Source organism: Salinivibrio sp. ML290 (assembly GCF_001995695.1).
In the GTDB taxonomy this organism is placed as follows: Bacteria; Pseudomonadota; Gammaproteobacteria; order Enterobacterales; family Vibrionaceae; genus Salinivibrio; species Salinivibrio siamensis.
Map to the genome: position 1 here is coordinate 327148 of NZ_MUEY01000001.1, position 21747 is coordinate 348894.

The following is a 21747-nucleotide window of genomic DNA, read 5'->3' on the forward strand; positions in this document are numbered from 1 at the left end:
AGGTTACATGACCCGCATACCTGGCTGGGCGCCCTCATGAGGCTCTAAGATCCAAATCTCTTTCCCGCCAGGGCCGGCCGCTAAAATCATGCCTTCTGACATACCAAACTTCATCTTTCTTGGTTTTAAATTGGCGACCATCACGGTGTGCTTGCCCACCAGATCTTCCGGCTTGTAGGCCGATTTGATCCCAGAGAAAACCTGACGTGTTTCACCGCCAATATCGAGCTTGAATTTGAGCAGTTTATCCGCTTTTGGCACGGCTTCACACTCAAGGATTTTAGCGACACGCAGATCGACTTTAGCAAAATCACCAAATTCGATTTCATCCGCGAGTGGTTCATCGGCAAGTGGCCCTTGCGCGCTTGCTTTCGCTGCTTCTTCAGTCGCGACATCTTCTTTGCTGTCAGCAATCATGGCATCGACCGCTTTTGGATCAATTCGGTTAAATAGCGCCTTGAACTTGGTGATTTGATGGCCAGTCAGCGGGGTCGCAATGCTCTCCCACGTTAAGGTGTCGTTTAAAAAGCCTTCCGCACGCTCGGCCAGTTTTGGCATCACAGGTTTTAGGTAGGTCATCAGCACTCGGAACAAGTTAATACCCACCGAGCAAATCGCTTGCAGTTCGGCGTCTTTACCGTCTTCTTTGGCGATGACCCAAGGGGCTTTCTCGTCGACGTATTGGTTCGCTTTATCGGCAAGCGCAATGATCTCACGGATCGCTCGGTTAAACTCGCGTGCCTCGTAGAGTTCCCCTATGTGCTCGGCTTTATCGATAAAGGTTTGATAAAGCTCAGGCTCAGAGCAAACGGGCGACAGCTGGCCGTCAAAGCGTTTGCTGATAAAACCCGCGTTGCGAGAGGCCAAGTTGACCACTTTGTTGACAATGTCGGTATTCACACGCTGGATAAAGTCATCCAAGCTTAAATCGAGATCATCAATACGGCTGTTGAGCTTGGCGGCGTAGTAATAGCGTAAGCATTCGGGATCAAGGTGTTTTAAGTAAGTGCTCGCTTTAATGAATGTCCCTTTCGACTTGGACATTTTCGCGCCATTGACGGTGACATAACCGTGCACGAAGACGTTATTTGGCTTGCGGAAACCGGCACCGTCGAGCATGGCTGGCCAGAACAAACTATGGAAATAAACAATGTCTTTGCCGATAAAGTGATATAGCTCGGTGTCGCTGTTGGCTTTCCAATACTCGTCGAAGTCGATGTCGCCGCGTTTGTCACAGTAGTTTTTAAATGACCCCATATAGCCAATCGGCGCATCAAGCCAAACGTAGAAAAACTTGCCGGGTTGATCAGGAATTTCGAAACCAAAGTAAGGGGCATCACGTGAGATATCCCACTGCTGAAGGCCGGTTTCGAACCACTCATTCATTTTGTTGGCAATTTCACTTTGCAGTGAGCCGGACTTTGTCCACTCATTCAGCATTTGCTCAAATTGCGGCAAATCGAAGAAGAAGTGCTCAGAGTCACGCATTACGGGCGTGGCGCCACTCACCGCTGAGCGTGGGTTAATCAGCTCTGCTGGGGTATAGGTCTCACCACAGTTGTCACAGTTGTCACCGTACTGATCGTCGGCGTGACATTTTGGACACTCGCCTTTGACAAAGCGATCCGGCAAGAACATTTCTTTTTCCGGATCAAACAGCTGAGAGATCGTACGGCTGGTGATGTAACCTTTATCGCGGAGCTGAGTATAAATAAACGAGGCGAGCTCACGGTTTTCATCACTGTGGGTGCTGTGATAGTTATCGAAGCTGATATCAAAGCCATCAAAGTCAGCTTGGTGCTCTTGTTGCACGCCAGCGATCATGGCTTCTGGCTCGACACCCATTTGCTGTGCTTTCAACATAATGGGGGTGCCGTGGGCATCGTCGGCACAAATAAAGTGAGTCGTGTTGCCACGTAGGCGCTGATAGCGCACCCATACATCTGCTTGAATATGCTCGAGCATGTGGCCCAAATGAATTGAGCCGTTCGCATAAGGCAGCGCACAGGTCACCAGAATTTTCCGTGGGTTTGCAGCCATAATCTTGTTTGTTCGCTCTTATGATATGAATGGAATGATTGCGGAAATCTTACCTGATACGATATGCCTTGCCTAGTGCAGGCCGTGAGTGAGGCTGTTTATCCGTTAAACGTTAGCTATCCGGCCTAATATATTTTAATCAATGGGATGGTGATGCATGTTGTTTGGCTCTAAAAAGAAAAAAGCACAAAAACAAAAAAAAGACACGGCCGCCCCGCTGACCAATGTGGATGAAGCAGTGAGTCTATTGAATCAGTTTTCACATCCGCGTTTGGTGGAGCAGTGGGCAAGCCAACCACATTGGGTGAGCGTGGCTGAACACGGCTTTAAAGTGACGTTTCCATTTGCAGCGGCGTCAGTGATGCAGGCGCTCAATGACTGGCTGAATGCCCAGTCGACGACATTGGCGCAGCAGTTTCAACTGACACAGAAAGTGGCGCCGTTAAAAAGTGGTGATAAGGCGCCTGTCAAAGGGGTGAAAAACCTGTTAGTGGTGAGCTCGGCCAAAGGCGGCGTGGGTAAATCGACGACGGCGGTCAATTTGGCACTGGCACTGCAGGCGGAAGGGGCATCGGTGGGCATTGTCGATGCGGATGTGTATGGCCCATCGCTCCCGATTATGCTCGGCGCTAAAGACAGCGAGCCGCAAACCCATGATGGCAAATTGATGGAGCCTGTGATGCGTCATGGCATTGCCTCTAATTCAATTGGTTACCTGGTGCCCGCTGATAATGCCACTGTGTGGCGTGGGCCAATGGCCTCGAAAGCCTTTGCTCAATTGATCAATGAAACCCGCTGGCCCGAACTTGATTATTTGGTAGTTGATATGCCACCAGGCACCGGTGACATTCAGCTTAGCTTGGCGCAGCAGTTTCCGGTGACGGGAGCGATGGTGGTTACCACGCCACAGGATCTCGCACTGGCTGATGCGATTAAAGGCGTGGCGATGTTTGAGAAAGTACAGGTGCCGGTTCTCGGGGTAATTGAAAACATGAGCTACCATATTTGCTCACAATGCGGTCATCATGAAGCGATTTTTGGTACTGGTGGTGCAGCGAAAATGGCTCGTGAGCAAGGCGTGCCAGTGTTAGCTCAAGTGCCGCTTCATGTCGCGATTCGTGAGGACATAGACGCAGGCACACCGAGTATGGTGGCGCGCCCTGACAGTGAGCATGCTGCTGTCTATCGTCAAATGGCCGCCACCGTCGCCAGTCAGCTTTACTGGCAAGGGGAAACGCGCCCTGAACAAATAAGCGTACAAACGGTGTCGCCCTGATTGAGCAACGTGCAGCTATCGCAGGCTTAAAGCAGCGGGTCAGTCAGGGAAGCGTGATTTTCTCTGGCGCCAGCGGCTTCAACTCCCTATAATCAGGCGGTTTATGTAGATTCCGCCAAGCTTCCTCTGGGTATTCATATTATGAGTGACAACAACCACCAATGCGTTATTATCGGCATAGCAGGTGCCTCTGCTTCCGGTAAAAGCCTGATCGCTAGCACCATTTATAAGGAATTAAAGGAAAAAGTCGGCGATCATCAAATCGGCGTGATCACGGAAGATAGATATTACCGAGATCAAAGCCATCTCAGCATGGAAGAGCGCGTACAAACCAACTATGACCATCCACAAGCGCTAGACCATGACTTGCTTTGCGAGCACCTAGAAAGCCTCGCGGCGGGTCAGTCTGTCGATGTGCCTGTGTACAGCTACTCAGAGCATACCCGCATGGATGAAACCACCACCATGACACCCAAAAAGGTGATCATTTTGGAAGGGATCCTGTTGCTAACCGATCCACGCCTGCGCAATCTTATCCATGCTAGCGTCTTTATGGATACTCCCCTTGATATTTGTTTGTTGCGCCGCATGAAACGTGATGTGGCTGAACGTGGGCGCACGATGGACTCTGTGATGGAACAATATCAGAAGACGGTCCGCCCTATGTTTATGCAGTTTATTGAGCCGTCAAAGCAATATGCCGATATTATCGTGCCACGCGGGGGTAAAAACCGCATTGCGATTGATGTGTTAAAAGCGCATATCGCGCGATTACTGAAAGCCTGATTTGGGTATGATGGTTTCACTGACCTCAATCTCGCTGCTTTTTATGCAGTGGACAACAAGCTAAATGAATGCGGTGCGTGAATGTATCGCCCCATCTATTAACCGTGAGGACTATCCGATGCGACTATGCGACAGGCATATCAAAGAACACCTTGATGATGGCCGCATCAAAATTGAGCCACGTCCGGCAGAGGCGTCGATTTCTGGTGTGACGGCGGATGTGACTTTGGGCAATCAATTTCGGGTGTTTAATGACCACGGCGCAGCATTTATCGATCTGTCTGGCCCGAAAGAAGAGGTCAATGCCCAGCTTGAACGTGTGATGAGTGAGGAAATTGAGATTGCTGATGGTGAGGCTTTTTATCTTCATCCAGGCCAGCTCGCGCTTGCTGTCACGCATGAAGCGGTGACCCTGCCTGACGATATCGTCGGCTGGCTTGATGGCCGCTCGTCGTTGGCACGTTTGGGGCTGATGGTGCATGTGACTGCGCACCGGATTGACCCGGGCTGGTCGGGCCGTATTGTGCTGGAGTTCTATAACAATGGTCGTTTGCCCTTGGCGCTACGACCCGGTATGCCGATTGGTGCGTTAAGTTTTGAGCCTATGTCGGGCGCGGCTGATAAGCCGTATAACAAACGCGACAACGCAAAGTATAAAAATCAGCAAGGGGCAGTTGCCTCTCGCATTAGCCAAGACAAGGTTTAACGATTGCAATGCGCCTACGGGCGCATTTTTTTGTTAACGTGGAACCCGATCGCGAAATCATGGTCGATAATGCGGGTATCTCTCGTAAGTGGTATCGCCTGTTACGCACAAGGAGCATCTTGCAATGATAAAAAAAATCGCCCTTACTCTCGCTGTTTTGGTGGTGGTCGTCATGGGTGGCATCGCCGCTTTGCTCGCCACCATTAATCCTAACCAGTTTAAGCCATTGTTGGTCGAGCAAGTTAAAAAACAGACAGGCTATGACATGGTGATCGGTGGCGACATTGCTTGGCAGTTTTGGCCAAGTTTGGGTTTTTCAATCGAGGATGTCGCGATAAAAAATCGCCCCGGCTTTGATGAACCCGATTTGATGCGCTTATCTCAAGCCCGCCTCTCTGTCGATGTGTTGCCTTTGATGTCGCAAACCTTGCAGATCGGCGAAATTACATTGCAAGACCCACATGTGTTTATTCAAACCCTGAGTAATGGGGAGAGCAACCTCATCTCGACATCGCCGACGGCTGAGCCTCTAGCTGAGCCAGCGCCACAATCAGGCTCATCCGCTGATAGCACGAGCACCGAGGCAAAGGCGTGGAACGTATCGCTACAAGGGCTCAGTGTGGCCAACGCGAGTGTGGTCGTCAAAGATGACCAAGCGGGCACCATGACAGCGTTGCGCGATGTGGATCTTGAGGTGGGCAATCTGGCGACGGATGTGTGGACGCCACTGTCAGTGTCGTTGCGCGGCGAGCAAAATGACGCTCGCGTTGAGCTGGAAGGTCAAGGTGATTTGAAATTGGCCAGTGACCTGATACAAAGCCAGATGCGCAAACTGGCGTTGACGCTCTCCGCCGAGCAAGGTGCACTGACCCTAGAACAAGCGAACCTCACCCTCGATCGTTTGGCGCTGGGTGAGGCGGCGCAGTTGGGCTTTAATATCAACGCGCAAACCGCAGACATCGACGTTGAAAGCTCGGGGCAAGCCCAGGTCACTATCGCAACGACGCAAGATAAGATCACGGTTCAGGGGTTAGACATGCTCACGACGGTGTCTGGCGAGCCTATCCCCAACCAGTCGCTTAGCCAAGCGCTAGCCGCTGATATTGTGTTTGACATCAACCAGCAAACGTTGACGGTCAGTGAATTGATCAGCCGATTAAACGACGATGATGTTGTGGTGGATGGCAAAGTGGCAGTTAAATTGACGGAGATCCCCCAAGTTCGCTTTGCGCTGAATACCAACCATATTGACCTCGATACGCTGATACCGACAGACAATGCAGCGCCTAATCAATCTGCAAACGATAGTGAATCTGGCTCTAATGATAAATCCAGCCCGAGTACGCAAGCGGCGCCACTGAGCAAAGAAGAGCCTGATTTGAGTGTGTTGAAGACGCTAGATATTGCCGGCTCACTGGCAATGAAAGGGCTTACTGTGAGTAACGTTACCTTAGGGCAAACACGCGCGACGGTGGCCATCGACCGTGGCAAGGTCGACGTGTCAGAGCTGACGACGCAAGCCTATGAAGGCAGCGTGGTTGTGCAAGGGATGTTAGATGCTACGCAAACGCCCGCTCGCTATCAGGTGAGTAAAAAAGCACGTGGGATCCAAGTGCTTCCGCTGCTGGAAGACGCTGCCCAGGTTGATCTTTTAGAGGGTAAGGGTAACGTCGATATCAATGTACAGGGCAAAGGTTTGTCGCCGTATGCATTACGTCAAGCGATTCAAGGCAGTGTCGCTATTTTCTTCGAAGATGGCGCGATTAATGGGATAAACTTGGCACAGATGCTCAGAGAGGCGAAAGCGACGCTGAAAGGTGAGTCGGCAGCGGCCGCCAATGAAGTACGTAAAACAGACTTTAGCGCACTCACTGCGAGCTTTACCTTAGGTAACGGCATGGCTCGCACCACCGACTTACTGTTGGAAGCGCCCGCGCTTCGGGTACGTAGTGACGGACAAACCGATCTGTTACAAGAGACACTCGATTTTAATGTCTATACCTCGGTGGTTGAGACCAGTAAAGGCCAGGGCGGTAAAGATATTGATGAACTGCGTGATGTCACTATCCCAGTGACGGTGGCCGGTACCTGGCAATCGCCGAGCTATAAACTAAACATTAAGCAGCTACTCAGCAGTAATAACGCGTTGGAAGAAAAAGCCCGCAAAGAGGCGCAACGAGGGTTGAAAAAGCTACTGGGTGATAAAGCGGATGACGATAAGGTCAAAGAGACGGCAGATAAACTCCTTAATTTATTTCAGTGATCGGCTGACAAGCTATCGGGCTATCTAATGCAAAGCCATTAAAGGACGTTTTATGGATTCTGTCACGCAAGCAGCGTTGGGCGCCACTGTCGCGGGTCTGGTTGCCGGTAAACGCTGCTCTCCGAAAGTGTTACTGGCGGGCGCAGCCCTCGGAACCTTACCGGATCTGGATGTATTGATTGATTACGGCGACCCGGTGGCGAATACCGTGAATCATCGTGGCTTCAGCCACTCGTTGTTTGTGTTGCCTTGGGTCGGCGCACTCATTGCATGGTGCTGGTGGCGCTGGCAGCGTCAGTGGCCACTTTGGCAAGTGATGACGCTAGTCATCGCGGTGCTTGTCACCCATCCATTGCTCGATGCAATGACGGTATATGGAACCAAGCTATTCTGGCCGCTTGAGGTGCCATCGGTAGCGGTGGCGAGTCTGTTTATTATCGATCCCCTGTATACGGTGCCTCTACTGGTTGCGCTCATCAGCGCATTGGTATGGCGCCATCTGGGAGCCAAGGCATGTGGTGTTGGGTTGATGGTCTCGAGCCTTTACTTGGCCAGCTCTGTGTACCAGCTCCAACAAATAAAAACCCGTGTTGCCGAACAAACACAAGGAACCTTGCTGGAAGGCCAGCCGTTAATCATTATGCCAACGCCGTTTAATACCTTACTGTGGCGTGTGGTCGTCAGTGGCGAAGAGCAATACTGGGAGGGGTTAGCCTCACGACTTGATGCCAACCCGTCAATTGATTGGGTGGCGCAGCCTCTAGGAGAGTGGCCATTGGCCAACTCTGATACCCTCAGCGCTCTGCGGACGTTTTCACGTAATTTTATTCGCTTTGAAAACCGAAACGGGCAGCAGGTAGTCACCGACTTGCGCTTTGGTGTGGCCGCCTATCAGCCGTTCCAGTTTTTGCTTGCAGAACAAAATACAGACGGGGACTGGTACCCTGTGTCGCCCAAACAACTTGAGCCTGGCCCGTTGCCCGAGACCGCGCTACCCGCGTTGTGGCAACGTTTGTTGGGCGATCAATCGATTGACGCTAAACTCTGCCGGCAGTCGTGTCAGCAAACTGACCTGCGTTGGGCCGAGCCCATCTCATCTGCCGCCTTACCGGCGACGGCCTCTGAAAAACAATGAGCGCACGCCGTACACACGCATTGTCCCACGTTGTTAAAGGTTACCAATCAATGCCTTGGCGCGCTTTAATGCCGGCATCAAACGCATGTTTGACATTGCGAACTTCAGAGACAGTATCGGCGATTTCGATTAAACGACGGTGAGCGCCTCGACCCGTGATCAGCACAGACTGCTCACTTGGGCGTTGGCTAATTGCATCGATGACATCGTCCAGGTCAATGTAGCCATAGGTGATCATATAGGTGATTTCGTCCAGGACGACCAAATCATAACTAGGATCGCTGAGCATGGTTTTGCATGCTGACCAGATTTTTTGTGCGGCTTGCGTGTCGGCCGTTTTATCTTGGGTATCCCAGGTAAACCCTGTACTCATCACATGAAAGTCCACGCCATGCTGACTGAGTAAGTCTCGCTCACCACATGCCCATGTTCCCTTGATATACTGCGCCACCCCGCATTTGAAACCATGGCCTGCCGCGCGTGCGACAGTGCCAAAAGCGGATGTTGATTTGCCTTTGCCGTTGCCTGTAATAATAAGAAATAGCCCTTTTTCTTGTTGTGCGGCGTCAATCCGAGCATCGACTTTTTCTTTCAGTTTTTGCTGGCGCTGTTGATGACTGTGTTCTGACATGTGATTTCCAACCTTTGGTTAACTTAGGTCTATAGTAAAGGGACGATAGGGTGGATGCCACCCATGACATTCTGGCCACAAACCGACGGCCCCAGCCAAAGGACGCTATGATGATAAAAGGAACGCACGCTCTTATTGCTTTGTTGGCTCTATGTTCGCTGCCTGCTGTGGCGGGTAAACAGATAGATTATCAGTTAGACGGGGAGGCATTTTCCGGCTACCTAGCTATCCCTGCCTCTTTTGAGAAAGGCAGTGTGGTGATTATTCATGACTGGGATGGGCTAACGGACTACGAACGTCAACGTGCGGATATGCTGGCAAACTTGGGCTATCGTACGTTTGCATTAGACATGTTTGGCGCCGGGAATCGACCGACCAGCCTAGAGGCGAAGAAAGCGGCGACTGGTTCACTGTATGAAGACAGAGTGCGGATGCGCGAACTGATTGAAGCAGGGATGAGTGCCGCGCAATCGCAAGGTGTGACGCAGCCAGTAGTGGCTGGCTATTGTTTCGGGGGCACGGTGACGTTAGAGCTTGCACGCAATCCAGGCAATATGCCTGTCAGTGGCTACGCGAGTTTTCATGGCGGTTTGGGCACGCCAGATGGTCAAGGCTATTCAGAGGACATTGCGCCACTGTTTATTGCTCATGGTGGGGCGGATAAAGCGGTGCCCATGGCAGATTTTGCGACCTTTATACAAACGCTAGAGCAGGCGGGTGTCGATTACTGGTCGCAAGTGTATGGTGGGGCGCCGCATGCGTTTACCGTATTTGGCTCGGAGAGGTACCGTGAAAAAGCTGATAAAAAGTCTTGGCAGGCGTTTAAAACGTTTTTGACGGATCGGATGGAATAGTGACACGAGGAGAAAAGAAATGATTCGTCATGTATTGCTTGTTCGTTTTACCGCTAACGCGCGCGATGATCAGATCCAAGCATTGAAAGATAAATTTGAATCAATGCCTAGCGTCATTGATGGTGTTGGGCCGGTCGAATGGGGAGAAAACAACAGCCCAGAAGGTAAAGACCAAGGCTACACGCATGTGATTGTGATGACGTTTCGTGATAGTGCTGCGCGGGAGCGCTATTTACCGCATCCTGAACATGAGGCGCTAAAAGCGATATTTCGTCCTATCCTGGAAGACATTATTGTTGTGGATTATTCCGTGCCAGCATAGGTGCTGACAAACTGCCCTATCACCGAGTATTACCTGCCTCACTATAGGCAGTGCTTAGCCTTATTGGTAATCTGAGGGCTTATCAATAAGGAGGTTTGACGCTGATGACAACTGATAATCAAAGGCTCAGTGTTTTGGTGGTGTGCTTGGGTAATATCTGTCGTTCGCCCACCGCAGAAGCCGTATTACGTGCTCGCGCACAGGCGCGAGGCTTGGCAGTCGATATTGATTCGGCGGGCACGGCAGGTTATCACCAGGGTAACCCGCCTGATAGACGTAGCCAAGCGGCAGGACAGGCGAGAGGCTACTCGTTTGAAGGTATTCGAGCGCGCCAGGTCGGCCCTGCAGACTTTGTGTGTCATGACATGATTCTGGCAGCCGATGAGAGCAACCTGGCTGACTTGCAAGCACAATGCCCACCCGAGCACCAAGGCAAGCTGTCTTTATTTCTCCACTGGGGCGAGCATACCGAGGGGCCGATCCCCGACCCTTATTATGGTGGCCCTGACGGCTTTGAGCGGGTGTTAGACTTGCTTGAACAAGCGGCAGATGGGGTGCTGAATCATATTGAAGCGCATCTTTTGCCTCGATAGTTGAGAGAGTGCGCGTCTAGGATGAACGCATGGATGGGAAGAATAAGCAAAAGGCGCGTGATGAACGCGCCTTTGTTTTAAGCCTACGTGAGCTGACTTACCATTTCTTTTTCGGTGCAAACAACTCGTCTAGATCGCTTCTTTCTTCTTCTTGCTCCGACTGGAGTTTTTCATGGCCCGTATTCAGTGTATGGGTAATATCGCTATGCATTTGCTCTAAATGCTTTTTCATCTCTTGCGAGTAATCATCGGTTTTGGGCGAGACCACATCAATGGCTTTTTTCAATAACTGCTGAGCGGTGCCCATTTGCCCTTTTTGCTTGGCGTCATTGGCACGCTTAATCACATTCTCAATATTGATTTTAAGTTGCATCTTTTCCAAGCGTGCGTTCTCAGCCACAAACGCTTGCGTCGCTAGTCGTCCCTTAGAGTGCTCCGCTTTCACCACGGAGCGCAGACGTTTTACTAACTTGAGCATCGAAATCGCTTGTCGATCGTTATCTGGCACTTTAAAGGAAGTCGACTCGCGGTTTGAGTAACTTTGTTTGATTTGATCGATCTGCGCTTGCGTTGCACTAATACGTTGCTTGATGGATTTATCGGAATCATCAATCTCGTACATGGCTTTCAAAGAATCTAGGATCTTCTTATTCAGGCAAACCAACAGCGTCCCGCTATATGGCAGATTATGTGCATTACCAATCAGCTCTTCAGTGGCGTCAATCACTGCAATGTGCTTAGCCATCTCTTGGCGCTTGTGAGATTCAATTTGCTTACGTTGTTGAGCCAATATGTTGTAGCCGACAATCAGGCCGAGCAATATGACACAAAGGCCAGCTATCAAGGCAATATTCATAATTCAGCGTCGATGTTCCTTGTAATAAACTCAACTGGTTAAGATACACGATCTCAACCGACAGAGATAGCATCAATCAAGGATGGAGGCAGCATGAGTGATCCGCCTCTAACTCTGCACAATACATCCGATTCGCATGCGCTGATCATAGTGTGGCCCATAATCGTGCACTTGGCGATAAACTGGTTGAAATAATCGGATTTTAGCGATTGGGCAATACCCTATTTGTTCACCAAATTGCTTAGTGAATGTGCAATCGCTAACGTTTATATAACCAAAGCCTATTAAATAGTCTAATTTGGGTATATAAATAATCTATCACAACCCAATGCTGTCACTTAACCCATGAGGCTCGCGCGTCTGCACTATGAAATTACAACAGCTTAGATATATCGTTGAGGTCGTCAACCACAACCTAAATGTGTCTGCGACCGCAGAGAGTTTGTATACCTCTCAGCCTGGGATCAGTAAACAAGTCCGATTACTAGAAGACGAACTAGGCGTGCAAATATTTGAGCGCAGTGGCAAACACCTTACCCAAGTCACTCCTGCTGGTGAGGCCATTGTGGAAATATCTCAAAGTATTTTGTCTCGGGTTGAAAGCATTAAAGCGGTGGCGAGTGAACATACTCATCCAGAAATGGGAAATCTCAATATTTCCACCACCCACACACAGGCACGATATGCACTGCCCGATGTGATCAAAGCATTTACTGCCCGCTACCCTAAAGTCTCTTTGCATATGCATCAGGGAACGCCGACGCAGATCTCCAGCTCGGTCGCCAAAGGCACATCAGATTTTGCTATCGCGACCGAAGCTTTCCACCTCTATGAAGACTTAGTGATGCTGCCGTGTTACCACTGGAATCGTTCGATTATTGTGACGCCTGATCACCCACTGGCACAGAAAAAAAACAATATCACCATTGAGGATTTAGCGGCCTATTCTCTTGTGACCTATGTCTTCGGTTTTACCGGGCGTTCAGAGTTGGATGAGGCGTTCCATCGCGCCAACCTCACTCCCAAGATTGTATTTACCGCCACAGACGCGGACGTAATCAAAACCTATGTGAAGTTAGGGTTAGGGGTTGGCGTTATCGCCAGTATGGCGATGGATAGCCAAGCTGACTCGGATCTGGTCGCCATTGACGCTAGCCATATTTTTGGTGCTAGCACGACCAAAATTGGATTTCGTAAAGGCACCTTCCTTCGCAGCTACATGTATGACTTTATTGAACGCTTCGCCCCACACCTGACGCGCAATATGATAGATAAAGCGGTGGCTCTGCGTTCAAACGAAGAAATTGATGCCATGTTTAAGGACATTCCGCTGCCAATTCGCTAAACTGCCCGTGTACGACAAGGCTGCGTCAAGCAGCCTTTTTTGATCACGCTTTTATTCAAGTCCTGATAGCAGCCATGTCTTCCGTCTCTTTTCAGCAGCAGTTCACTCAATTAACCCAACTTCTTACCCAGTTTCAATGGTTATGGCAACCGATGCCAATGGCACATAGATGTTTACCGTGGCAGGAAGAAGGCGCATTGTGCGCTTGGCTGGCCAGCTTGGATTATTCCCAGATAACAGCACTTAAGGCAGCACCTGAAGCTGTGATTACCCAGTTGTCGAGCTGGTGGCCTGCGTTGGCGTCATTGACCGAACTGACTGCTGTACCGCAGGCGAGTACGACCAAGGTGGGTGTGGATCCGCGGTTGGCGGTAGGGGTTCCGGGAAGAAAGTGGGCGCAAATCGAGGCATACATCGGTGCGGTTCCCACTCACGGGGAGACGGTACGCTATCTCGAATGGTGTGCCGGAAAAGGGTATCTCGGGCGTGCCATCTCATCGGTGACCGGTAAGCCGGTTGAGAGTATCGAATGGCAAAAAGCACTTTGTGATCAAGGACAAGCGTTTGCACAGCGCAACGCCCTCGCGATGCGATTTTATCCCTTAGATGCCATGGGCACGGAGGCTGCCGCTGTGATGGCCGGTTGTGACCACGGATTAGCGTTACATGCCTGCGGCGACTTGCATGTAACGCTCCTGCAAAAAGCAGTGACGTGTGGTATGCCGCGTCTATCCGTCTCTCCATGTTGCTATCAGCTGATTCGGGGGGAGATTTATCAGCCACTCTCGGATGTCGCCCAGAATACGGGAATGCGGCTGACAAAAGCTGACCTTAAACTTGCCGTCCAAGAATCGGTGACTGGCGGACAGCGAGTGCGTCGCCAACGGGAACAGGAAGTTATTTATCGCTTAGGCTTTGATGAATGGCAGCGAGACTGGCAAAACCAGGATCACTACTTGCCATTACCCGCACTGAAAAAATCACAACTTAGCCAAGGGTTTGCGGAATTCTGTCGTTGGGGTGCGGCACAAAAAGGGCTCTCGTTACCCGATGATTTCGATGTGGATGGCTACTTTCGCCGCGGGGAGGTGCGTTTTTCCATTCTCGAACAAATCAACGTTGTTAAGAGCGCCTTTCGCCGAGCAATGGAAATATGGCTGGTGTTGGATAGGGTGTTATATCTTGAGCAACACGGGTACTCGGTGAGTCTGATGCAGTTTTGTGAGCGTGAATTGACGCCTCGCAATCTATTGATCCATGCTGAAATGATTAATGCGCCCAGCACACCAGCCCATCCTTGACGTGTTACGCGCGGTGAACAAGTGTCGATAAGATGATCAGCCGTAAAAGCTCGCTCAAGACTGAGTAAATCGTTACACTCTGATTACCTATCTTTACCTGAAGTTACTTTTTATGCCTGATATCGGCGTTTCCATAGCGGTGGCCATGATCTTGGGTCTCGGCTGTTTTGTGCAAAGCTTGGTAGGCTTTGGTATGGCGATTGTGGCGGCACCACTATTGCTGATGATTGATCCCAAACTCGTCCCAACCACCATTTCTATGGTGGGACTGACATTGGCGAGCATTAATGCTTGGCAATATCGGCATCAACTCTCATTTCGTGATCTTAGTTGGGCTTACTTAGGCCGTGTGCCGGGGACTGCCGTGGCCGGAGGCGTGATGTTGGTCGTCACAACACAAATGCTGGAAATTATCATCGGGGCAGCCGTCTTAATCGCAGTATTGGCCAGTGTCATGCGCTTTGACATTACCCCTAATCGACGAAACTTTTTTGTCGCCGGTTTTACCTCTGGGGTGATGGGCACGACGACGAGTATTGGTGGCCCGCCAATGGCCCTTGTACTGCAACACGCTGATGTCAATAAGATGCGCGCATGCCTGGCGGGGTACTTTGCGATCAGCTGCATCTTGTCTTTGATCGCCTTAAGCGCCACGGACTTTCTGACATGGTGGCACTTAAAGCAAGCGGCTTTTGCGGTGCCTGCCGTACTGGTGGCGACATGGCTTGCTTATCGCGTCGCACCAAAGGTGGAACCGCAGCTCGTCCGTCGGGCAATGTTGCTACTTTGTACCTTAGCTGGAGTCAGTACGCTGGTACGCGGCTTGATGGGTGGCTAGAAAATAATAAAAAATGACGCCCCGTCAGTGGGGCGTCATCGAATCATTGGATGGTTAGCGAGCGATGATCAGCCAATAAACTGTGCCACTACAACGCTTATGCCTCCCACCATTGCCAAGCTAAGGCCAAGATTCCCACCAATCACCTGATAATGCTCATCTGTTGAGACGGTTTGACGTGCTTTACGCACCATTAGCACAGGTAACACCACCGCAAGAATCACCAGAGCAATTGCCGCGTAACCTAACGCTGTGATAAACCCTTGAGGGTAGAAAAGTGCGAACACCAAAGGTGGTAAGTAAGTAATAGCGGCGGTTTGCAAGCGGCCACGTATGCTATCTTGGCGATTAAAGCTATCGGAAATAAAGTCAAATAATCCTAAGCTAACGCCGAGAAATGACGTGGCTAAGGCTAAATCAGCAAAAAGCGAAATGCTGGAGGCGATATAATCTTGTTGCACCACCGATTGGATGATGGCAACGAACTGAGACAGTTCACCGTTTTGCACCAATGTAGCTTGTGCCACTGTTCCTAAACTCGCGACTTGCCAAAAAATGTACAGTGCAAGTGGAAGAGTCGAGCCGACGATCATCACTTTACGTAGTGAAGGCAGATCTATCCCGACATAACGTACAATCGAGGGGATACTGCCGTGGAAGCCAAAAGAGGTGAAAATAACGGGCAGTGCAGCGACCAAGAGCCCTTTTTCGACTGGCATCTCTACGAGGTTAATACTGGAGACGTGTGGGGTGAGTAAGGTTAACGCTAAAATCAGGAATAAGACTTTAACAGTAAATAAACCACGGTTGATTAAATCCACTTTACTCGTACCCAGGGTCACCACTAAGCCAAATACAAGGGTGAACAACACCGCACCGGCTGCTGGCGGTAGCTCGATGGTTGACCATTGTGCCAGCTTCTCATTGAGCTGGCTCCCACCGCCCGCAATATAAGCGGCGCACAGAGAGTAAAATAAGAACAACATGGCGAATGAGGCAAGCCACTTGCCCTTGTCCCCTAAAAACTGTTTGGCCAGACTGTGTAATGTGGCATCCGCGTCAGCGTACTGATGGACCTCTAGCATTAATAGCGCTGTGTAGGTCATCAGAGCCCACATCGCCCCCATTAATGCCATCGATGCCCCAAATCCAATACCAGCGGAGGCAAGTGGTAAAGCTAGCATGCCTGCGCCAATGGTTGTCCCTGCGATAATCAGCGAACTTCCTAGTACTTTATTCATATTATGTTTAACCAGTGTTAATAAAAAGTTAATTGTTGTGTTCGCACAAAAGATAACGTGAATTTATGCGCATTGTGCACTGTCTATGCAGATAAAAAAACGGATGCGTGTAATGCTAAAGGTACGAACAAGTAAAGTAAAGTGTACGGTTAGGCTGGGGTAGTGAATCGAGCGGTCTAATGTCATAATCAAAGATGAATCACGGTGACCAATAAGGAGCGGCAGGGTGGAAAACCAACAACATCAAGCACCAATGCCACAAATCGCGATGCTTTCTACCGGAGAGGAAGTGTTGCTGGGAGATATCACGGATACCAATGCAGCATGGCTATCAAGGACGTTATTTGAGAACGGGCTAACAATGTCTCGTCGCGTGACCATTGGAGATGACCTTGATGATATGGCGATCGAGCTGGTTCGATTATCACAGACAGAGCAAGTGGTCATTGTGAACGGAGGACTGGGACCGACCACAGACGATCTCACTACGGCAGCAATGGCATCGGCGATGGGGGTTGAGCTAACACTGAACGAAGCGTGGCTTGATGAGCTGAAACAGCGCTTTGAGCGACACGGCCGGCCGATGGCACAAAGCAACCTTAAGCAAGCGATGTTACCTGACGGTGCGCGCTTAATTGAGAACCCGAAAGGGACGGCGTGTGGTTTTCACTGTGAACTCAATGGGTGTCATTTTTATTTTACGCCTGGTGTGCCCTCTGAGTTTTTCGATATGGTTGAGCGCCAAATCCTTCCTGAGTTGTTACATGTTTACGCGGCAAAAGCGCGATCGTGTTACCGTTTGTTTACATTTGGCTTGTCAGAGTCCGGGATCAGTGACGTGATGGCATCATTAGTGCTTCCTGACGATGTGTCACTGGGATATCGCTCGAGTTTGCCTTTTATTGAGGTGAAGCTGTTTATTGATGCAGAGCATGATGAAAAAGACACCATACTTGAGGCGCTGCAACAGCGGCTCGCTGATTATGTGGTGTCATATAATGAGCCAATGGCTTCAGCATTAGCGTTTGATGTTAATCGTCACGGTATTGCGTTGAAAGTGGCTGAGCAGTTCACCGGTGGCTGGCTATCAAGCTTACTCAATGGACAAGCGGCTTATTTGGTTGAACAAGGCTGGGTGATGTCGAACGCCCATGTGCCAGAGCAAGCGTTGGCCAATCCGTTAGCAGCCTCACTGGCGATGGCCAGTGCGACGATTAGCCCTGACCAAAAGCAAATTGGCCTTGCCTGTGGTCCGGAACTTCACGGACAAATCTGTGTGGCTATCTCCACACCCGAGGGTGAGTGGGGGCAGCGTTTAAGCTTTAAACGGCAACTGTCTCACGACGATGCGCGCTGCTACATCTCCACTGTATTGTTAGATATGTTAAGGCGTTATTTAAATGGATATACGGTGATTGCCGATTATGCCTCACTGACGCGACATGACGATATTTATATTGATGCAGACAGCATAGAATAGAAGGTCGGTAAGAGAAGGGAAGGCGAGGCGATTGTATTACGCCTCGTTAACTTGTTTTTTGATGTCAGCGGGTTGGTAGTCGAACGCAATGGACACATCAGTCTGCGGCGCACTTTGACAAGCGAGGATTTCGCCTGGCATCACAAAGGCCATGCTTTCTCCCTGCGTGACAGACCCTTGATTAAGCTTACAGCGGCATGCGCCACACATGCCATTTCGGCATTGATATTCAGGCTGAATACCGGCGTCTTCTAACTGCTCTAGCAAGTTTTGGTGGGTGTTGCCACCCACCGTTATGCCGTTCACTTCGATGGTGATACGGGTCATAGTTCGAAGTCACCAAAGTCTTCGACGCTGACTTCGTTATCGATCTGACCGACCAGATACGAGCTAATTTCTGCTTCCTGTGGGGCCACCTGAACATTATCCGAGGACAGCCAAGCGTTAATCCAAGGAATGGGGTTTTGTGTCGCATTGTCATAGGCAGGTGCTAAACCCACGGCAGACATTCTTAGGTTGGTGATATATTCAACATACTGACACAAGATATCTTTGTTCAGGCCGATCATCGAGCCGTCACGGAACAAATACTCAGCCCAGTCTTTTTCTTGCTCAGCCGCTTTCTTGAACAGATCAAAACACTCTTGCTCGCATTCTTTGGCAATGTCGGCCATCTCAGGGTCGTCTTGACCGCTACGTAGAATGTTGAGCATGTGCTGCGTGCCAGTCAGATGCAAGGCTTCGTCACGGGCAATAAACTTGATGATCTTAGCATTACCTTCCATCAGTTCACGCTCGGCAAAGGCAAAGGAGCATGCAAAACTGACATAGAAGCGAATCGCTTCAAGCGCATTGACCGACATCAGGCACAAATACAGCTGGCGCTTCAGCGCGCGCAGGCTGACTGTGACTGTCTGGCCATTGATCGAATGCGTCCCTTCGCCAAGTTGGTGATAATAGTTACTCAGCTGAATAAGGTCATCATAATACTGGGCAATGTCTTCTGCGCGCTTTTGAATGTGCTCATTCATCACGATGTCATCAAACACAATCGCCGGATCAGCCACAATATTACGAATAATGTGGGTATAAGAGCGAGAATGAATGGTTTCAGAGAAGCTCCAGGTTTCAATCCAGGTTTCGAGTTCTGGAATAGAGACCAATGGGAGTAGCGCGACGTTAGGGCTGCGGCCTTGGATAGAGTCCAGCAACGTTTGATACTTCAAGTTACTGATGAAAATATGCTTTTCATGTTCAGGTAGCTTGTTGTAATCAATACGATCGCTCGATACGTCCACTTCTTCTGGGCGCCAAAAGAACGACAACTGCTTTTCGATCAGTTTTTCAAAAATTTCATATTTTTGCTGATCGTAGCGGGCAACATTAACGGACTGACCCAAGAACATGGGTTCTTTGAGCGGGTCATTGTTGATTTTAGAAAACGTACTGTAAGCCATGAATCTTATAAACCTCTAGAAAAGGGCCCAGAGGCCCTTTGCATGTCGTGTGTTAGATCTTACATGCACCGCCGGCACAATCGTCTTCAGCAGCTTGCGCCGCGGTTGATTCCGACTGACCATCGCTCGCGCCATCACGGGTGTTGTGGTAGTACAGGGTTTTAACCCCCAGTTTGTACGCGGTGAGCAAATCTTTAAGCAGCTGGTTCATAGGAACTTTACCGCTTGCATGTCGGCTCGGATCATAATTGGTGTTGGCAGAAATCGCTTGGTCGACGAATTTTTGCATGATACCGACTAGCTGTAAGTAGCCTTCATTGCTGCCAATGTTCCAGAGCAGTTCGTAATTATCTTTATACTTGTGATACTCAGGTACCACTTGTTTGAGAATGCCATCTTTTGAGGCTTTCACCGAGACAAAACCACGTGGTGGTTCAATGCCATTGGTGGCATTTGAAATTTGTGACGACGTTTCTGATGGCATCAAAGCGGTCAGTGTTGAGTTACGCAAACCATGGGTTTGGATATCCTTGCGCAAGGTTTCCCAATCCAAGTGTAACGGCTCATCACAAATCGCATCCAAGTCTTTCTTGTAGGTATCGATAGGAAGGATACCTTGCGAATAAGTGGTTTCGTTAAACGCAGGACACGCGCCTTTTTCTTTCGCCAGCTCCACGGATGCACGCAATAAGTGATATTGAATCGCTTCAAAGGTACGGTGCGTAAGGCCATTCGCACTGCCATCCGAATAACGTACACCGTGCTTGGCGAGGTGATAGGCAAAGTTAATCACACCCACACCGAGTGTACGGCGGTTCATGGTCGCTTTGCGCGCGGCAGGTAACGGATAATCTTGATAGTCCAATAACGCATCAAGCGCACGAATGGTCAAGTCGGCCAGTTCACCCAGCTCGTCGAGTGATTCAAGCGCACCCAGGTTAAAGGCGGATAGCGTACACAGTGCAATCTCACCGTTCTCATCTTCAACATTGTTCAGTGGCTTGGTCGGCAGCGCGATTTCTAAACACAGGTTCGACTGACGAATAGGTGCCACCGATGCATCAAACGGGCTATGGGTATTACAATGGTCAACGTTTTGAACGTAGATACGGCCTGTTGAGGCGCGCTCTTGCATCATCAGTGAGAACAGATCAACCGCTTTGACTGTTTCGCGCTGGATAGAGGTATCCGCTTCATATTGGGTATATAGACGCTCGAACTCGTCTTGGTCTTCGAAAAAGGCGTCGTATAAGCCAGGCACATCTGACGGAGAGAACAAGGAAATGTTGCCACCTTTAAGTAGGCGGGTATACATCAACTTATTGATTTGCACACCATAATCCATATGGCGTACACGGTTTTCTTCTACACCGCGGTTGTTTTTCAATACCAGCAGCGATTCCACTTCACGGTGCCAAATTGGATAGAATAAGGTTGCTGCGCCACCACGAACGCCGCCTTGCGAGCAGCACTTCACCGCCGTTTGGAAATATTTATAAAACGGGATACAGCCAGTGTGGAAGGCTTCGCCACCTCGGATAGGGCTACCCAACGCGCGAATACGGCCCGCGTTAATACCAATACCTGCGCGTTGCGATACATAGCGAACAATCGCACTGGATGTGGCATTAATAGAGTCCAAGCTATCGTCACACTCAATCAATACGCAAGAGCTAAATTGACGTGTAGGCGTACGTACGCCGGACATGATAGGCGTTGGCAGTGAGATCTTAAACTGCGAAGCTGCATCATAAAAACGACGAATGTAGTCCAAACGCGTTTCTTTAGGGTATGACGCAAACAGGCAGGCAGCGACCATCATGTACAAAAACTGTGCGCTTTCGTAAATCTCACCGGTGACACGGTTTTGCACCAGGTATTTACCTTCCAGTTGCTTCACCGCGGCGTATGAGAAGTTCATATCGCGCCAGTGATCGAGGTAGCTGTCTAGGGTATCGAGCTCCTCTTCGCTGTAATCTTCCAAGATATGCTTATCATACTTGCCTTTCTCGACCATGTTTTTGACATGATCAACCAGCTTAGGTGGCTCGAACTGGCCATAGGCTTTTTTACGTAAGTGGAAGACGGCCAAACGCGCCGCAAGATATTGATAATCTGGGCTTTCTTCGGAGATTAGATCGGCAGCGGCTTTGATGATTGTCTCGTGAATATCTTCCGTGCGCATGCCATCGTAAAACTGGATGTGAGAGCGCATCTCAACCAGAGAAACAGAAACGTTTGAGAGGCCTTCGGCAGCCCAAGTCACTACGCGATGGATTTTATCGAGGTTTAAGTTTTCTTTGCGTCCATCACGCTTTAATACGGTAATTTCTTGGTTCATTTGTATGCTTTCCCAATATTCCCTTGCCAAACTGCTCTTTTTCGCAAGTTTTTATAAAATGCTGATGATTTTTTGGTCGGCCTCTATGCGGACATCTCGTCGCTCATACACTATATATAGGGGGCGATGTCCGAGTCGGTTACAAGATAGTGATATAACCTGCTTTTTGCAAGCCAGTCTTTGTTAGGGTGGGTGTGGATATCTTGGGGATGTTATATCTAAAGTTAGTAATCACCAACCTAGTGACGCAAGGCCGACAAGATTAGTGAGAATTTCAATCAC

At 49.8% G+C, this 21747-nt stretch carries 19 protein-coding genes; 12 read left to right on the forward strand and 7 right to left on the reverse strand.

All coding sequences use genetic code 11. The features are described from left to right. Nucleotides 1-3: 3 nt before the first annotated feature. The gene (metG, locus tag BZG23_RS01595; protein ID WP_077579221.1) at nucleotides 4-2040 is read right to left on the reverse strand and encodes a methionine--tRNA ligase; all 2037 of its coding nucleotides are present in this window, start codon (nucleotides 2038-2040) and stop codon (nucleotides 4-6) included. 157 nt (nucleotides 2041-2197) lie between these two features. Here metG and apbC point away from each other — a divergent pair, with 157 nt between their 5' ends. The 5 genes from apbC (at nucleotide 2198) to BZG23_RS01620 (ending at nucleotide 8206) form a co-directional block, all read left to right on the forward strand. Further along, nucleotides 2198-3316 (forward strand): iron-sulfur cluster carrier protein ApbC, encoded by a 1119-nt coding sequence (apbC, locus tag BZG23_RS01600; RefSeq protein ID WP_077605937.1) that lies wholly within the window; start codon nucleotides 2198-2200, stop codon nucleotides 3314-3316. Nucleotides 3317-3457: 141 nt separating this feature from the next. Then, nucleotides 3458-4102 carry a uridine kinase gene (udk, locus tag BZG23_RS01605; RefSeq protein WP_077605938.1) on the forward strand — a complete coding sequence of 215 codons (645 nt, stop codon included), beginning with the start codon at nucleotides 3458-3460 and terminating at the stop codon, nucleotides 4100-4102. A gap of 118 nt (nucleotides 4103-4220) precedes the next feature. Further along, nucleotides 4221-4808, forward strand: coding sequence for a dCTP deaminase (gene dcd / locus BZG23_RS01610; RefSeq protein ID WP_077606015.1), 588 nt, complete (start codon nucleotides 4221-4223; stop codon nucleotides 4806-4808). Nucleotides 4809-4932: 124 nt separating this feature from the next. After that, a complete protein-coding gene (locus BZG23_RS01615; protein ID WP_077605939.1) occupies nucleotides 4933-7071 on the forward strand; it encodes an AsmA family protein in 2139 nt (712 codons plus the stop codon). A 52-nt stretch (nucleotides 7072-7123) separates the two neighbouring features. After that, entirely contained in the window at nucleotides 7124-8206 is a 1083-nt protein-coding gene (locus BZG23_RS01620; protein ID WP_077605940.1) for a metal-dependent hydrolase, read from the forward strand. Between the two features lie 40 nt (nucleotides 8207-8246). Here BZG23_RS01620 and cobO read toward each other — a convergent pair whose 3' ends face one another. Continuing rightward, a complete protein-coding gene (gene cobO / locus BZG23_RS01625) occupies nucleotides 8247-8837 on the reverse strand; it encodes a cob(I)yrinic acid a,c-diamide adenosyltransferase (RefSeq protein ID WP_077579226.1) in 591 nt (196 codons plus the stop codon). A 107-nt stretch (nucleotides 8838-8944) separates the two neighbouring features. On the opposite strand from cobO, the gene BZG23_RS01630 reads away from it, so the two are divergent. From BZG23_RS01630 to BZG23_RS01640, 3 genes are all read left to right on the forward strand, one after another. After that, a complete protein-coding gene (locus BZG23_RS01630; RefSeq protein ID WP_235607545.1) occupies nucleotides 8945-9691 on the forward strand; it encodes a dienelactone hydrolase family protein in 747 nt (248 codons plus the stop codon). Between the two features lie 19 nt (nucleotides 9692-9710). Continuing rightward, nucleotides 9711-10013 (forward strand): Dabb family protein, encoded by a 303-nt coding sequence (locus tag BZG23_RS01635; protein WP_077605942.1) that lies wholly within the window; start codon nucleotides 9711-9713, stop codon nucleotides 10011-10013. A 104-nt stretch (nucleotides 10014-10117) separates the two neighbouring features. Continuing rightward, entirely contained in the window at nucleotides 10118-10606 is a 489-nt protein-coding gene (locus BZG23_RS01640; protein ID WP_077605943.1) for a low molecular weight protein-tyrosine-phosphatase, read from the forward strand. 97 nt (nucleotides 10607-10703) lie between these two features. Here the strand turns inward: BZG23_RS01640 and BZG23_RS01645 are convergent, their stop codons facing one another. After that, nucleotides 10704-11462 carry a DNA repair protein gene (locus tag BZG23_RS01645; protein WP_077605944.1) on the reverse strand — a complete coding sequence of 253 codons (759 nt, stop codon included), beginning with the start codon at nucleotides 11460-11462 and terminating at the stop codon, nucleotides 10704-10706. Between the two features lie 367 nt (nucleotides 11463-11829). Between BZG23_RS01645 and cysB the strand changes: the two genes are divergently transcribed. The 3 genes from cysB to BZG23_RS01660 all read left to right on the forward strand — a co-directional run bounded on the left by cysB (nucleotide 11830) and on the right by BZG23_RS01660 (nucleotide 14946). After that, complete coding sequence (gene cysB / locus BZG23_RS01650; protein ID WP_046073507.1) at nucleotides 11830-12807, forward strand: HTH-type transcriptional regulator CysB; 978 nt, start codon at nucleotides 11830-11832, stop codon at nucleotides 12805-12807. 74 nt (nucleotides 12808-12881) lie between these two features. Beyond that, the gene (locus BZG23_RS01655) at nucleotides 12882-14108 is read left to right on the forward strand and encodes a methyltransferase (protein WP_077605945.1); all 1227 of its coding nucleotides are present in this window, start codon (nucleotides 12882-12884) and stop codon (nucleotides 14106-14108) included. Between the two features lie 112 nt (nucleotides 14109-14220). Next, the gene (locus BZG23_RS01660) at nucleotides 14221-14946 is read left to right on the forward strand and encodes a sulfite exporter TauE/SafE family protein (protein ID WP_077605946.1); all 726 of its coding nucleotides are present in this window, start codon (nucleotides 14221-14223) and stop codon (nucleotides 14944-14946) included. A gap of 68 nt (nucleotides 14947-15014) precedes the next feature. Here the strand turns inward: BZG23_RS01660 and tyrP are convergent, their stop codons facing one another. Then, nucleotides 15015-16187, reverse strand: a complete 1173-nt coding sequence (gene tyrP, locus BZG23_RS01665; RefSeq protein ID WP_077605947.1) for a tyrosine transporter TyrP — start codon at nucleotides 16185-16187, stop codon at nucleotides 15015-15017. 226 nt (nucleotides 16188-16413) lie between these two features. Between tyrP and BZG23_RS01670 the strand changes: the two genes are divergently transcribed. Then, nucleotides 16414-17667 carry a CinA family nicotinamide mononucleotide deamidase-related protein gene (locus tag BZG23_RS01670; RefSeq protein ID WP_241837166.1) on the forward strand — a complete coding sequence of 418 codons (1254 nt, stop codon included), beginning with the start codon at nucleotides 16414-16416 and terminating at the stop codon, nucleotides 17665-17667. Nucleotides 17668-17703: 36 nt separating this feature from the next. On the opposite strand, the gene yfaE is transcribed toward BZG23_RS01670, so the two are convergent. Genes yfaE through nrdA form a run of 3 tightly spaced genes read right to left on the reverse strand, consistent with a single transcriptional unit; the run spans nucleotide 17704 to nucleotide 21465 of the window. Next, the gene (gene yfaE / locus BZG23_RS01675; protein ID WP_046073503.1) at nucleotides 17704-17994 is read right to left on the reverse strand and encodes a class I ribonucleotide reductase maintenance protein YfaE; all 291 of its coding nucleotides are present in this window, start codon (nucleotides 17992-17994) and stop codon (nucleotides 17704-17706) included. After that, nucleotides 17991-19124, reverse strand: a complete 1134-nt coding sequence (gene nrdB / locus BZG23_RS01680; protein WP_077579233.1) for a class Ia ribonucleoside-diphosphate reductase subunit beta — start codon at nucleotides 19122-19124, stop codon at nucleotides 17991-17993. The genes yfaE and nrdB overlap by 4 nt, the downstream gene beginning before the upstream one ends. Nucleotides 19125-19176: 52 nt before the next feature. Further along, on the reverse strand, nucleotides 19177-21465 hold the full coding sequence (gene nrdA, locus BZG23_RS01685; RefSeq protein WP_077605948.1) for a class 1a ribonucleoside-diphosphate reductase subunit alpha: 2289 nt from the start codon (nucleotides 21463-21465) through the stop codon (nucleotides 19177-19179). Nucleotides 21466-21747: the final 282 nt, after the last annotated feature.